This is a genomic window from Thermobacillus composti KWC4, assembly GCF_000227705.2.
GTDB classification, from domain to species: Bacteria; Bacillota; Bacilli; order Paenibacillales; family Paenibacillaceae; genus Thermobacillus; species Thermobacillus xylanilyticus.
Genome location: NC_019897.1, coordinates 1,776,674 through 1,790,895 on the forward strand (window position 1 = coordinate 1,776,674; position 14,222 = coordinate 1,790,895).

Here is a 14,222-nt window from a genome sequence, read left to right on the forward strand (position 1 = left end):
CGGGTGCTGTGGTATAGTAAGAAACAGCGGCCGGTCGGCCAATCGACAAGGAGGGACAACAGGTTCATGCGTCAAGGTGTCATCAAGAGAAGCCTCGCCGTCATGCTTTTGGCGGCTGTCGGTTACGGAGCAGCCGGCGCTGCGCTGGCGGACCCCGCATCCGCCGCGACCGAACAATCGAAACAATTGATCGAGGTCGGCAAGGAATTCATCGGCACCCCTTACCGGATGGGCGGGCTGATCAAGAACGGCGAGCCCGTCGCCTTCGACTGCTCCCTGTTCGCCAAGCACGTGTACGCCGCGCTCGGCGTCGAATTGCCGCGCACGTCGAAAGCGCAGGCGAAAGCCGGCGAGAAAGTGGAGCGCGGCAACATCAGCCAGGGCGATCTGCTGTTCTTCCGCACGAACGGCAAATCGATCAGCCACGTCGCGATCTACGTCGGCGACGGCAAAATGATCCATGCATCATCGAATCACGGCGTGACGATCTCGGACATGAATTCCTCGTACTGGAAGAAGCGTTTCGTCACGGCGCGCCGCGTCCTGTGACGGACCGGTCAGGCACGCTCCAGCGGCAGCCATTCGAGCACCCGCTGGATGTGCCTGTCCCAATATCCCCACTCATGCTCCCCTTCGTCGTAAACGACGGTCAGGTCATAATTCGTCTTCTTGCACGCTTCGGTAAAATTCAGATTGTCCTGATACAGGAAATCGCTGGTGCCGCAACACTGGTACAGCTTCGGCTTCAGCGAGTCCGCATGGCCGGTCTGCTCCAGCAGCCAGAGCAGATCGTGCTCCGTGCCGGCGATGTCCAGTTCCGGGCCGAAGATCTGCTCGAACATCGGGCGGAGGCTCGAATCGAACGGCCGGTTCAAATGGTTTGCCATGTCCAGCGCGCCGGACAAGCTGGCGGCGGCGGCGAACATTTCCGGCTTGCGAAGCGCCCACTTGAAGGCGCCGTAACCGCCCATCGACAGCCCGGCGACGAAATTGTCCTCGCGCCGGTCCGAGAGCGGGAAGAACGAGCGCGCCAGCTGCGGCAGCTCCTCGGTCAGGAAGGTCCAGTACTTCCCGCCGCTGTGCATGTCGGTATAGAAACTGCGGTGCACCTGCGGCATGACGACGGCCAGCCCGTAAGGCGCCGCATAACGTTCGATCGAGGTGCGGCGCAGCCAGATCGAGTCGTCGTCGCTCAGGCCGTGCAGCAAATACAGCGTCTTGTGGCGTCCGGAGGACGCTTCCCCCTTCATGCCGATCTGCTTTGTCGTCTGCTGCGGCAGGATCACCGTCATCGTCGTGCTCAGGCCGAGCACCTCAGAAAAGAAATGACATTGAATAAGCGCCATCTCGTTACCGTCTCCTATCCCGTGTTGTGTTGTCTTGATGCAGCGGCGATCAGCCGGAACACGCTCGCCGCGCGTTCCTCCGCCCACTGCTCGGCTGAAGCCAGCGATTCTTCAAGCGGGCACGGGCCGGGCGCCAGCGGGAACGCCGCCGTCAGCCCGAGGCGTTCCGGCAGCCCGGGGTCCGGTTCGACGCTTCCGCACAAGGCGATGACCGGAACGCCCGCCTTCCGCGCCGCGTCGCATACCCGGTTGATCAATTTGCCCGATGCCGTCTGGCTGTCCAGCCGTCCTTCGCCGGTTATAATCCACGAAGCGCCGCGGATCTTGTCCGCGAATCCGGCAGCTTCCATGACGAGCTCGGCTCCGGGCCGCATCTCGGCGTTCAGGAAAGCGAGCAGCGCCGCGCCCGCGCCGCCCGCCGCGCCGGCTCCGGGCATGTCACGCACCTGGATACCCGTAAATTGCGCGGCGATGGCCGCATAGCGCTCCAACGCGGCATCCAGTTCCAGGACCGCCGCGTCGTCGGCGCCCTTCTGCGGTCCGAACACAGCCGAAGCGCCGGCCGGCCCTACAAGCGGATTCCTGACGTCGCAGGCGGCGACGAACCGGCTCTGCCGGATGCGCGGATCGAAGGAAGATCCGACGATGGCCGCGAGCCGGGCCAGCGCGTCGCCGCCGCGTTCCAGCTCGCGTCCGTCTTCGTCCAGCAGCCGCATGCCGAGCGCCTGCAGCAGCCCCGCGCCACCGTCATTCGTCGCGCTTCCGCCCAGCCCGACGATGAACGAACGAATGCCGGCATCAAGCGCCGCTTTGATGAGCAGCCCGGTGCCGTACGTCGTGGCGCGGCGAGGATCGCGCTCCCCGGCGGCCAGCCGCGTCAGTCCCGACGCCTCCGCCAGCTCGATGACAGCCGTCTTGCCGTCGCCGAGCACGCCGTAGCGGCCTTCGATCGGCCTGCCGAGCGGATCGACCGTCGGGACGAAGCGGATCTCTCCGCCGGTTGCCGCCACCAGGTTCTCCATCGTCCCTTCCCCGCCGTCCGCGAGCGGCAGCTTGACGATTTCGGCGTCCGGCAGCACCGACCGGATGCCGCTTTCCATCGCGTCGCACAATCGGGCGGCGCCTGCCGACCCTTTGAACGAGTCGGGCGCCAGTACGATTTTCATGCTGAAGCCTCCTGTCATGCCGCATGAGCGATGCAACAAGCATGGCTGAAACGGCTGAGGGCCGGCGTTATCCGCCGGCCGCAGTCCGGGCGCGCTCATGCGCCTCGATCAGCCTGTCGCATCGCGCGTTCCACTCTTCGTCCACCGCGCAACGCTCGGGCGCAGCTTCGAACCAGGCGATCGTCTTCTGGATGCCTTCGGCGAACGGCACCTTCGGCTTGAATTCCGGCACGAGCGCGCGGATCTTCGAATTGTCGAATACGGCGCTCACCGCCTTGTCGCCGAGCAGCCCGCCTTCCATATCCGGCCAATGCGAGATGATGAAATCCGAGGCGATATGGACGAGCTTCGGCTCGATGCCGGCCGCCCGGCCGATGGCCTCATAGATCTGGTTCCACGTCAGCACTTCGTCGGACGTGATGTGGTACGCTTCCCCGATCGCTTCCGGCCGGCCGAGCAAGCCGGCGAATCCGACGGCGAAGTCCGTGTTGTGCGTCATCGTCCAGAGCGACGTGCCGTCGCCGTGCACGATGACCGGCTTGCCGCGCCGCATCCGGTCGACGATCGACCACGGCTTCTCCCAGCTGTTGATCGCGGCCGGAATCATCGTGTCGCCGTATGTGTACGACGGGCGGACGATCGTCACCAGGAACCCGCTGGCCTTGTGCTCGTCCATCAGCAGCTTCTCGCAGGCGATCTTGTCCCGCGAATACTGCCAATACGGGTTCTCGAGCGGCGTCGATTCCGTGATGATATAATGCCGGAGCGGCTTCTGGTAGGCCGACGCGGAGCTGATGAAGACGTATTGTTTCGTCCTGCCCCTGAACAGCTCGATATCCGCCCTGGCTTGTTCCGGCGTAAAGACGATCCAGTCGACGACGACATCCCATTCGTGGCCGCGCAGCGCTTCCGCTGCCGATGCGGCATCCCGGATGTCGCCTTCGATGACTTTCTCCCCTTCCGGGACAAAATCCTGCCGTCTGCCGCGATTGAACAAATACAACTCGTGGCCTTGCGAGATGACAAGCCGGGACACCGCCTGGCTGATCAAGCCCGTGCCGCCGATGAACAGCAGTTTCATGCCGGTCAGCTCCTTCCATTCAGGCCTTCCGCGGCGCTCATCGGTAGAAATTGCGCACCCAGCGGTGCGGCTTCACCTTCGCAATCTTGTCCGCCGGCAGCCCCTTGCCGTCGCCGACGGCCATGTTCCGCTCGACGTTGCGGACCGTCCGCATGCCCGGAATGACGGTCGAGACGGCCGGATGGCTGGGCACATAGCGCAGCGCCGCCTCCGGCATGTCTTCGGGGCCGATGCCGAGATCGGATGCGATGCGCTGCACGCGTTCGTACACTTCCTTCTTGCGGTCGCCGGCAAAATAAGACGCGCGGAAATCGCCTTCCGGGAACGTCGTCTCCGGCGTTATGCGCCCCGTCAGGCCGCCTTCATCGAGGGCGACGCGGACGATAATGCGCGGTAGAACACGCCGCTTCCCCCTAATTCAAATCAGGCATCAAAAATCAGCGCTGGTACGTATCCTTCGGTCCCATGCCGACGGCGTCCAGGCGCCGCTTCGCTTCCTCATACACATCGGCCGGCAGCGGTCCCTTCTCGGCCGCGCGCACGTTCTCGTGGAGATGCTCCGGACGCAGCGTGCCGACAATCGTCGTGGACAGATGCGGATTGCTGAGCGTGAAGCGCAGCATGAATGCGGTGCGGCTCTCGCCTTCGTCAAGCAGCTCGTCCAGCTTCGCCTGCTCCCAATACGCCCACCGGTTCACCGGACCGCGTCCCGCCCCGGGTTCGCCCTGTCCGACGCCGCCGCGGATGATGATGCCCGCGCCGGTCGCCGCCGCCTGGGCGATGATGTCCTCGTGTTCCCGCTCGATCGCCGAGTACGGGATCTGGAACGTGTCGAATTCGCCGGACGCGATGAACGGCTGGATGTTCGGCATGTAGGAAGAAATGCCGATCCACCGCGCCTTGCCGGCTTTCTGGATCTCTTTCAGCGTCTCGACCAGCTCGCCTTCTTCCGCCTGCTGCGGCGTCGGGCCGTGCAGCTGCAGCAAATCGACATAGTCGGTCCGCATCCGCTTCAGGCTGGTGTCGATGTTGTGCAGCAGGTTCTCGCGCGTCCATACGTGCGGCGTCTCGTCGTGATCGCCGCAGTTGACGAGCGTGCAGCCGCATTTCGTCGCCAGGATGTATTCGCTGCGGCGCTTGCTGATAAACCGCCCGATGTACTCCTCGCTCATCCCGTAGTCATAGGACGTGTCGATGAACGTGATGCCGGCATCCAGCACCGCGTTCAAAATGGTTTCCGCCTGTTCGTCCGTCACCGCTCTGCCGCTCCATACCCGCCGCCCGCGAATTTCCATGGCGCCGTAGCCCAGTTTGGTCACCTTGAGACCCGTTCTTCCGAGAATCGCCGTTTCCATCCGTTTCTCCTTTCGCTGCCCGCCAATCGCTGAATTTTCAAAATTCGTGACATCGTTTCCATTATAGCGGAAAACGCGTGTTTACAACAGGACTGAAACGGATGTAAGTTGGTAAACTCGAGTTTAGCGGGTCAAGCTTGAACTGCGCGTTCGAGCCGCCGGACGTCCGTATGGACGACCCAGCGCGCTTCATCGGGCACATCGAAGAAACCCGGCCATGCGCTGCTCACTTTCCGGTCGGGATTGAGCCATTCTTCCGCCTCCGCATCCCCGAGCAGCAGCGGCATGCGGGAACGGACGTCTCCATGTCCCCCGCGGCTGTCTGTCGTCACGATGGTGAACGCGCGATGCAGCTTGCCGCTTCCGTTCACAAACTCTTCGTACAGTCCCGCCATGCCGAACAGACCGCCTTCCTTCGGCATCATCCGTACGATGTGGCACAGCCGTCTGTCCTCCCTGAGCGTGGCCAGCGCCGTCCCGGGCACGATGCATCGCTGTTTCCGGACCAGCCGTTCGAATATCGGCTTGTCCAGCACGCCGTGCAGGTCGGCATGCACGGAATCTTTCGCCCAGAACGGGAACAATCCCCAGCGGGCATCCACCAGCCTCCGCTCGCGGCGCCGGCCGACGATGATCGGAACGGGATCGGTCGGCTCCACCGCTTCTTGCGGTTCATATTCCGCCGTAATCTTCGCAATTTCGAATCGGTCGCGGATTTCATCCAGGCTGCTCGTGAGCGCAAACACTTCGCGCACCTCCGGCTTCAGGCTGCGCCGAAGCCGCCATCTGCGTTTTGTCATCATGCCGGTTCGCTCCATTCCTTCGGGATATTCGAACCTAGCATGTCCCAAAACGCACCCGATTATTTCCAATGCGCGCACAAAACGGAACGCAAAAAAGCCCTGAACCTCCTCCGGTTCAAGGCGACGGTCGATCCTGCAATGCGCCGGCTGTCACAGATCCCGGCTGGTCTCCCAGTCCAACTCCGTCCCGACTTCCACCGCATATTCAAAATCTTCGATATCAAAAACCTGCACGGGCACTTCCGCTTCGATGATGCGGTCCTGCAGTTCGAGCTGGTCGGTCAGCAGCGGCACCTGGTATTTCATGGCCGTCAAGATCTGCTCCGTCTCGATCGGGTCGAACGTCTCGCCGTATTGCGCGTTGTCGATGGCGTGGATCACGATGAACGAGACGTTGTCATTCAAGAGGAGCGGCGAGCTTTCCCGCCAGGGCACCTGCAGGGCGCGCTCGATTTTCTTCTTGTTGAGCGGCTCGGCGAAAAATTCGATCAGTTCGCCGATTTTCTGCTTGACGTGACGGTCGTCATCGGGATCGTCCATGACAGGCTCCGGCCCTTCTTTCATATCGTACAGTTCCATGATGGTTGAATAAGGGATGATATAGTCGACAGGCCGGGACGGTACAAGCAGCTGCCCGTAAGTCGCCACCATTACGGCCTCGATGACAAAGCGCCGACGCATGGATGAATCCTCCTTAACGTTGTCGATCACTGCCGGGTCGTCAGCAGGATTGAGCGGCATGCGTTTCGCCCCTATTATACACGATTCGCTCATTTGTACATAGGTCGATTCGTTGATCCCCGCCGCCTTGCGCATTACAATGAGACTATCAGCGCCGCGGCATGCGGCACGGGAGGTTTTCGTCATCATGCAAGCACAGGAAATTCACAGGGAAAACATCATCATCATCGGCGCCGGACCGTGCGGTCTCGCTGCCGCTGTCGAACTCAAGAAGATCGGGCTGAATCCGCTCGTCATCGAGAAACAGAACGTCGTCCATTCGATCTCGCGGTACCCGGTCTACCTCGAGTTTTTCAGCTCGCCGGAGAATCTGGAGATCGATGACATTCCGTTCACGACGGCCGGACCGAAGCCAACGCGGCTTGAGGCGCTGCATTATTATCGCACGGTTGCGCTTCGCAGAGGCGTCCGCATCCATACGTTCACGACCGTCGAACGGCTGTCCGCCAGGCCCGAAGGCGGTTTCGCGCTCGAGGCGCGCCGCCGGGCGACGCGCCCGGTCCGCTACGAGGCGGATATCGTCATCGTGGCGACCGGATACTTCGATCATCCGAACCTGCTGGACGTTCCCGGCGAAGATTTGCCGAAAGTGACGCATTTCTTCACCGAAGCCCATCCGTACACGAATACGGACGTCGTCATCGTCGGCGGCGCCAATTCCGCGGTGGATGCCGCGCTCGAGCTCGAACGGGTCGGCGCGCGCGTCACCGTCGTTCACCGCGGCGAGACGCTCGCGCGCGGCGTGAAGCCGTGGGTGCTGCCGGTCTTCATGGCCAAGGTTGACAAAGGCGCCGTCAAGCTCATGCTCCGTTCGAAAGTCGCCGCGATCGCGGAAGAAACGATCGACATCGAGACGCCGGACGGGATCGTGACGCTGCCGAACGACTTCGTGCTGGCGATGACCGGCTTCCACCCCGACCGCCGCTTCCTGTCCGAAGCCGGCGTCGTCATCGAGCCGGAAGGCTGGCCGCGCTACGACGACGAGACGATGGAGACGAATGTGCCGGGCCTCTATCTTGCCGGCGTCGTCGCTTCCCGCAACGAAGCGAACGAGATTTTCATCGAATCCGGCCGCTTCCACGGGCGCAAGATCGCCGCGCATCTGCTGGCGACCGGGCGGATTGCAGGCGTCCCCCGCTGATCCGCGCGGCGGCCGTTCCAACGTCAGGTGAGCGCCGGCACATGCCGCTTCAGGAAAGCGTAGACGGTCCGTCCGTGTCCCGCAGCCGTGAAGTGTCCCGCGAACGGGAACGGCACGATCGTCTTCTGTTCCGACGCAATGCCGTTGTAAGCGGCGTAGATCGTCTCCGGCCAGCACACCATGTCTTTCAGCCCGGCGGAGACGAGGATCGGACAGCGGATGCGGTCCGCACAGTTGACGGCGTCGAAATAGCTGAGCGTGGCGAGCACCCGTTCGAGATGCTCCGGATGCCGGTTCACGAACTCGGCCGCCTCCGAGAGCGAGCCCGTCGAATTGAAAATGCCGAAATCCATCTGGCACATGTTCGGAATGTCGGCCACCGCGGCCGCAATGCGCGGATGGAACGCCGCGGCAAGCAGCGTCAGCCCGCCGCCCTGGCTGACCCCCGTCATCGCGATCCGGCCGGGATCGACTTCGGGCTGGGCGGCCGCCCAATCGACGGCCTGCAGTGTATCCAGCACGATCGCCTTGTAATAGCAGGTGTCCTTGTCCAGGATGCCCTGGGTGATCCAGCCTTTCACCGCGCCGTAGTCGGTGCCCGCCCGGTTGCCCGTCTCGCCGCCCTGTCCGCGCACATCAAACGCCATGACGGCGTAGCCGCGCAGCAGCCAGGCGGCATACTGCTCCGGATCACCCTTCGAACCGGTGTAGCCGTGCGCGATGACCAGGCAAGGATACGGCGCGCTGGCGGGCGGCGGCGGCAGCAGGAACCAGGCGCGGACCGGCGTGCCGCCCCACCCGTCCAGCTTGACCCGGTACGCCCGGACGCCGGGAAGCTCCGGATCGGCCTCGGTTCTTGCCCCCTTGCCGCCGAGTTCCGCGCGGATGTCCATCATCGACGACCAGAACGCCTCGTAGTCGTCCCGCGCCGTCCGCACCGGCTGTATGGCGGCCAGCGATTCCATCTTCCGCCGAATATAGTCCGTCAAATCAGCCGTCCCGCCTTTCTTCGGCTCCGGGTTCCGGCGAGCGGCCGGTATCGTGCAGGAAGGTATGAATCCGCTGCATCCGGATCACTTCGTTCGGTTCCAATCCGGTGCGGAAATAGGCGTACATATAGGCCGCTTCCAGAAACGCAAGCGCCGGATAGACCACGATCTGTCCGTTCGTATACGGGTTGTCGAGCAGCACCTGCCATTCGCCTTCCCGATTGTCCGGAGGGATGCGGCGAAAGACGTCGCGTTTGTATGCGGCGATGGATGCGAACTCTTCCCAGATGCGGGCCCACGAAGGGCTGATCCGTCCCGGCTCGGGCAGCACGTCGCGCCCGCGCCTGATCAGCCGCTCGGCTTCTTCCTGCTGCGGCTCGTCGTATTGCCGCAAGAATGTGCGAAAATCTTCCAGAAAAACGCGCACCGCGGCAAATCCGCCTTTCCGCAGTTCATCGCCGAACACCGCTTCCTGATCCGGCGCCAGTTCCCTGAACCGGGCGAACGATCCGGCCGCCTTCGTCATCGGCATCCCACAAATCCTCCTTGTGTCACGTCCTGAATTTCAGCTTGGCCGGAAGCCGGACAATTTCAAACAAACGGCGCAGCCCCCCTGACGGAAGGTGCGCCGTAGCCTATTGTTGCTTCAGGCCTCCGGATTACAGGTACGGATTCTCGTGCTTCGCTTTCAGACGCTGCCAGCGCCGCTCGACTTCGTCCTCGAACGACTTCAGCGCTTCGGCGTATTCCGGACGCGCCAGGTGGCGCGTCTTGCCCATCCGTTTCAGCCAGTCGGACACCGGAATCCGCTTGCCCTTCTCCTCGGGGTTGTACGTGATGTTCGTCACCCCGTGCTCGACCTCGTAAAGCGGGAAGAAGCAGCTGTTGACCGCGTCGTCGATGAGCTCCTGGCCGATCTTCTCTTCCGAGAGCCAGTTCAGCGGACAGGTGATCAGAATCTTCCCGTAGACGAGGCCTTCGTTCTGCGCGTAATACTGCGCCTTCGCCGCTTTGCGGACCAGGTCCAGCGGCTGGCTTTCCGCTCCCGTAAATACATACGGAATGTTCGTGGCCGCCATGATCTGCGGCGTGTCCTTGTGGTGGAACAGCTTGCCGCCCTGATGCTTGCCGACGTTCGAGGTCGACGTCCGGTGGCCGAGCGGCGTCGAGTACGACAGCTGCGCGCCCGTATTCATGTAGCCTTCGTTGTCGTATTCAAGGATGATCATCTTATGATTGCGGAGCGCCGCGCCGATCGCCGGACCCATGCCGATGTCCATGCCGCCGTCGCCCGTGATCATGACGAACGTGAAGTCGTCCTTCAGGCCGAGATGGTCAAGCTCGCCGCGCCGCTTGCGCTCCCAGAACATCTCGACGACGCCGGACAGCGTCGCCGCGCCGTTCTGGAACAGGTTGTGGATATACGTCGCCTTGTGGGACGAGTACGGATAACCGGTCGTAACGACCATCGCGCAGCCGGTCTGGAAGAGCGCGACGATGTCGCCCTCGATGCCCTTGAAGAACAGCTCGAGGCCGGAGAAGATGCCGCAGCCCGGGCAGGCGCCGTGTCCCGGCGCAAGCCGCTTCGGTTTCTTCGTCAGATTGCGGAGCGGCGGAACCTTCACTTTCAGTTTGCCCGTTTCCTCATCCTTCTCCACCGTGATGAGGCCGGTCTTCAGGTCCTCGTACTTCATCGGCTCGAGAACCCGCTTCGGCGCCTTGGCCGGGTCGCCCGGCGTATGGCCGTAATAGTCGAACGGCTTCTCGACATAGCCCTTCTCCGCCGCGTCGATCGCAAGCTCGAAGAAATGATGGCCGTCTTCGGCGTAGAAGTCCTTGCCGCCTAGGCCGTAGACCCGGCTGATCACCTTCGTCGTCGAGTTGCCGTGCGAGAACAGCGCCGCCTTCACTTCGAGCGTCATGTTGCCGCCGTAGGCGCCGTACGAATCGGCGCGGTCGCCGACCGTAACCGCCTTGACGTTCTTCAGCGCTTCGGCGATTTCCTTCTGCGGGAACGGGCGGATGATGTTCGGCGTGATCGCGCCCGCCTTGACGCCCTTCGCCCGGAGCTGGTCCACGACGTCCTTGATGATCTCCGACGCCGAGTTCAGCAGGAAGACGGCGACCTCCGCGTCTTCCATCCGGTACAGATCGAGCTTCGGATAATCGCGGCCGGTGAGCACGGCGTACTCTTTGCGGATCTCTTCAAAGACGTCCGCCGCGCGGTACATCGCTTCCGATTGCTGATAACGGTTGTTGATGAAGTCCGGTTCGTTCATGTACGGGCCGACCGTGATCGGATTGTTCCGGTCGAGCACGTGCGGGAACCCTTCCGGCGGCTGCTCGCCGATGAACTTGAGCACGTCTTCGCGGTGCGCGAACGTCTGCACGCGCCGCTTCTGGTGCGACGTGAAGTAGCCGTCCGACGCGACGATGACGGGCAGCCGGACATCCGGATGCTCGGCCAGCTTGATCGCCATGATGTTCATGTCGTAGACGGCCTGCGGATCGCGCGCGAGCAGAATCGGCCATCCCGTATTGAGCGCGTAGTACAGGTCGGAATGGTCGCCGTGGATGTTGAGCGGTCCCGACACCGAACGGCAGACCAGGTTCATCACCATCGGGAAGCGCGTGCCGGATTGCACCGGCAGCTGCTCCAGCATGTACAGGAAGCCGTTCGCGCTGGTCACGTTGAACACGCGCCCGCCGGCGACGGAAGCGCCGTAGCAGATACCGGCCGAGCCGTGCTCGCCGTCCGCCGGAATCAGCTTGATGTCATGCTGGCCGTTCGCCTTCATGAGGTCGAGGAATTGCGCAACCTCGGTGGACGGCGAAATCGGGAAATACCCCATGACATGGTAGTTGATCTGATGCGCGGCGTAAGCCGCCATCTCGTTGCCGGATTCATAGACCATCCGCTGCTCGACCGTGCCGGCCGGGCGTTCCTTGCTGATCTCGATCGCCATGCTCTTTCACCTCGCAGATGAATTGTCGGCGGAGCCTTACCCGTTCGCGAGCGCGAAGCGGTGCGGCACGCGGTGTTCCTCGCCGTAGCCGTCCGTCTCCCGCTCGGCCGTAAGCGCTTCGGTCGGGCAGGCGACGACGCATTTCAGGCAGCCCTTGCAGTACTGATAGTCAATGCCCTGCAGGAACATCTGCGGACGGCCCTTCTTGTCGGGCTTCTCTTCCCAGACGAAGCAGAAGTCGGGGCAGGCCGTGTCGCAGGCCGCGCAGTGGATGCATTTGTCCTCATGGAAATGCGGCATCATGCCCGCGCGGGAAATGCTGAGATCCTTCAGGATGCTGTTGCCCGGATTCGTGACCGTTCCGCCGATCGGCTGCGTTTCATACCCGAGGATCGGAATGTCCCAGCGGGTCGGCTTCGGCATTTCGACGCCTTCGGCCAGACTGAACGTCTGGAATTTCACTTCGTTGTAGCCGCGCTCGAACGTCCGGATCGCCGGTTCAACGGCTTGCGGATACTTTTTCTCGAGCGACTTGCGAATGACGCCTTTCATGAATTCGGGATCGAGGAAATCGCACAGTCTGAACAGTCCGCCCAGCATCGCCATGTTGACGCGGTTCTTCTCTTCGAGCGCGATGCCCGTCGCGTCGACGACCGCGATCGTGCCGCCGAGCAGCTTCAGTTTGTCTTTGAGCTGTTCGGGCGACTTGGCCGAGTTGACCAGCACGATGCTGTCTTCGTAGATGCCGCTGATGACGTTGACCGTCTTGTACAGGTTCTCATGGAAAATGCCGACGATATGCGGCCGCTCGATCGGAGTCGTGTCCCGGATATGGACATCGGGCGCGCAGAAACGGATATGCGCCTTGACCGGCGAACCTTTCTTCTCCGAGCCGTAGGATGAGAAACTGACACCGTTGAATCCGCTTCCAACGACGCCTGCTTCGGCCAGCATCTTGCCGGCGAGATTGGCGCCGAGTCCGCCGATGGATTCCAGGCGAATCTCAAAGAAACCAAGCTCGTTCGTCTTCGGCAATACAGCCATGTCCCCACTTCCTTCTCGATTCGATTGGTCTTCCGTGTGCTCCTTCTCCTGTCGATGCGGCGACTATCGCAGCGATTTACTTCTAGTATAACAGCATATGCCGAACTCTGAAAGAGGAGGCAGAAAATTGTGTGTTTTCACATAAATCAGGGCTCGTAGATCATTTTCCTCGTCATGCCGCCGTCGACGGTCAGGTTGATGCCGGTGACGAAGTCGTTCGCCGGATCGGTCAGATAGAAGCACGCCCGGACGATGTCGTCGGGCCTGCCGACGCGCCCCGCCGGATGCTGCGCGTGGTCGATGCCGCGCAGGGCGCCGTAATCGCCCGTCTCGATCCAGCCCGGGCTGATGCAGTTGACGCGGATGCCGTCCGGGCCGAGCGACGCCGCCAGCGCGTGGGTCAGCGCGACGATCCCGCCCTTCGACGCGGCATAGGCTTCCGTATGCGGCTCCGACATGAACGCGCGCGTCGAGGCGATGTTGACGATCGAGCCGCCCTTGCCGGCGCGCCGCATGCGCATGGCGGCTTCCCTGGCGCACAGGAAAGCGGCCCGGAGGTTGACGCTCAGCACGCTGTCCCATTCTTCCCAGGTCAGCTCGTACGGGCTTTTGGTGATGCCGAACCCGGCGTTGTTGATGACAATGTCCGCGTGCAGCGACTGTTCATCCATGGATTGAAACAGCTCTTCAATCTGTTTTGGTACAGCCAGATCGGCAGGGATAAAAACGACATCCGCCTCCCCCGTGACGCCGCGAATCCGGCTTGCGATCTCCTCTCCCCTGCTGGTGTTCACATCGGTCATGACGACGGGATGCCCCGCCTTCGCGTATGCTTCGGCCAGCCGGCTGCCGATTCCGCCGGCCGCGCCGGTGATCAGCACGCGGCCTTTCGCCGCCTCATTCATCTTCCATTCACTCTCCCGCTTCGAGTTTGGCAAGTCTGCCGGCCATCATGTCCCGCCAGTCCGCCGACAGCCCGTCCGCTTCGAGCACGCGCCGGATGGCGTCCCTGTCGCGCTTGCGGTAGGCCGCGGTATGCGCCGCTTCGGCAACGGTCGGGCTGTCCGTCCGTTTTTCGATCCGCGTAATCCGGTCGCCTGCCGCAACCGCCCCTTCTTCGAGGACGCGGAAATACCACCCGGTGAAGCCCGACTTCAGCACTTCGTCCGGCAGCAGAGGCCTGCCGTGGCGCATCCCCAGCTTGAAACAGGGCATGCGCGGCTGCGTCACCTGGAACAGGGCGGTGCCGATGCGGAAGATGTCGCCGATATGGACGTCGGTCTCGCGGTATCCGCTGATGGAGAAATTTTCGCCGAACGCGCCGAAGCCGCACGGCTTCCCCCACAGATTTTCCCAATAGGAGCGGTGATCGTAGGTGTATACACATGCGGCCCGGTCAGGACCGCCGTGATTCACTTTGTCGGCCTGCCCGTCGCCCGGCAGTCCGTTCCGCAGCGCCCGCACGGGACCTTCCGCCGGAACTTTCAGGATGCCGCTCTCGACCGTTTTCGAACCATGCCTGAGTTCGGCCGGCATGCCGACGTTGACCGACAGCAGCGCGCCTTCGCCGGAATTCGTCTCTTTCACGCC

At 62.6% G+C, this 14,222-nt stretch carries 15 protein-coding genes; 2 read left to right on the forward strand and 13 right to left on the reverse strand.

Annotated elements, in window-relative coordinates; translation table 11 throughout:
- Positions 1-66 precede the first annotated feature (66 nt).
- Complete coding sequence (locus tag THECO_RS08255) at positions 67-549, forward strand: C40 family peptidase (RefSeq protein WP_015254575.1); 483 nt, start codon at positions 67-69, stop codon at positions 547-549.
- Positions 550-557: 8 nt separating this feature from the next.
- On the opposite strand, the gene THECO_RS08260 is transcribed toward THECO_RS08255, so the two are convergent.
- From THECO_RS08260 to THECO_RS08290, 7 genes are all read right to left on the reverse strand, one after another.
- Positions 558-1,346 carry an alpha/beta hydrolase gene (locus THECO_RS08260; protein WP_015254576.1) on the reverse strand — a complete coding sequence of 263 codons (789 nt, stop codon included), beginning with the start codon at positions 1,344-1,346 and terminating at the stop codon, positions 558-560.
- A 14-nt stretch (positions 1,347-1,360) separates the two neighbouring features.
- A complete protein-coding gene (locus THECO_RS08265; protein ID WP_015254577.1) occupies positions 1,361-2,512 on the reverse strand; it encodes a glycerate kinase in 1,152 nt (383 codons plus the stop codon).
- Between the two features lie 67 nt (positions 2,513-2,579).
- The gene (locus THECO_RS08270; protein ID WP_015254578.1) at positions 2,580-3,593 is read right to left on the reverse strand and encodes an SDR family oxidoreductase; all 1,014 of its coding nucleotides are present in this window, start codon (positions 3,591-3,593) and stop codon (positions 2,580-2,582) included.
- A gap of 37 nt (positions 3,594-3,630) precedes the next feature.
- Complete coding sequence (locus tag THECO_RS08275; protein WP_157373697.1) at positions 3,631-4,011, reverse strand: aldo/keto reductase; 381 nt, start codon at positions 4,009-4,011, stop codon at positions 3,631-3,633.
- A 19-nt stretch (positions 4,012-4,030) separates the two neighbouring features.
- Complete coding sequence (locus THECO_RS08280) at positions 4,031-4,948, reverse strand: aldo/keto reductase (RefSeq protein ID WP_015254579.1); 918 nt, start codon at positions 4,946-4,948, stop codon at positions 4,031-4,033.
- 131 nt (positions 4,949-5,079) lie between these two features.
- Positions 5,080-5,751, reverse strand: a complete 672-nt coding sequence (locus THECO_RS08285; RefSeq protein WP_015254580.1) for an SOS response-associated peptidase family protein — start codon at positions 5,749-5,751, stop codon at positions 5,080-5,082.
- A 150-nt stretch (positions 5,752-5,901) separates the two neighbouring features.
- On the reverse strand, positions 5,902-6,432 hold the full coding sequence (locus tag THECO_RS08290) for a hypothetical protein (protein WP_015254581.1): 531 nt from the start codon (positions 6,430-6,432) through the stop codon (positions 5,902-5,904).
- A 187-nt stretch (positions 6,433-6,619) separates the two neighbouring features.
- Between THECO_RS08290 and THECO_RS08295 the strand changes: the two genes are divergently transcribed.
- Complete coding sequence (locus tag THECO_RS08295) at positions 6,620-7,633, forward strand: YpdA family putative bacillithiol disulfide reductase (protein ID WP_015254582.1); 1,014 nt, start codon at positions 6,620-6,622, stop codon at positions 7,631-7,633.
- 23 nt (positions 7,634-7,656) lie between these two features.
- Here THECO_RS08295 and THECO_RS08300 read toward each other — a convergent pair whose 3' ends face one another.
- The 6 genes from THECO_RS08300 to THECO_RS08325 form a co-directional block, all read right to left on the reverse strand.
- Positions 7,657-8,622 carry an acetylxylan esterase gene (locus THECO_RS08300; protein ID WP_015254583.1) on the reverse strand — a complete coding sequence of 322 codons (966 nt, stop codon included), beginning with the start codon at positions 8,620-8,622 and terminating at the stop codon, positions 7,657-7,659.
- Position 8,623: 1 nt separating this feature from the next.
- A complete protein-coding gene (locus THECO_RS08305) occupies positions 8,624-9,154 on the reverse strand; it encodes a hypothetical protein (RefSeq protein WP_015254584.1) in 531 nt (176 codons plus the stop codon).
- A gap of 127 nt (positions 9,155-9,281) precedes the next feature.
- A complete protein-coding gene (locus THECO_RS08310) occupies positions 9,282-11,588 on the reverse strand; it encodes a thiamine pyrophosphate-dependent enzyme (RefSeq protein WP_015254585.1) in 2,307 nt (768 codons plus the stop codon).
- A 36-nt stretch (positions 11,589-11,624) separates the two neighbouring features.
- On the reverse strand, positions 11,625-12,632 hold the full coding sequence (locus THECO_RS08315; protein WP_015254586.1) for a 2-oxoacid:acceptor oxidoreductase family protein: 1,008 nt from the start codon (positions 12,630-12,632) through the stop codon (positions 11,625-11,627).
- Between the two features lie 146 nt (positions 12,633-12,778).
- Positions 12,779-13,537: an SDR family NAD(P)-dependent oxidoreductase gene (locus tag THECO_RS08320; RefSeq protein WP_015254587.1), complete on the reverse strand. Its 759-nt coding sequence runs from the start codon at positions 13,535-13,537 to the stop codon at positions 12,779-12,781.
- Positions 13,538-13,544: 7 nt separating this feature from the next.
- The gene (locus THECO_RS08325; RefSeq protein WP_015254588.1) at positions 13,545-14,219 is read right to left on the reverse strand and encodes an MOSC domain-containing protein; all 675 of its coding nucleotides are present in this window, start codon (positions 14,217-14,219) and stop codon (positions 13,545-13,547) included.
- Positions 14,220-14,222: the final 3 nt, after the last annotated feature.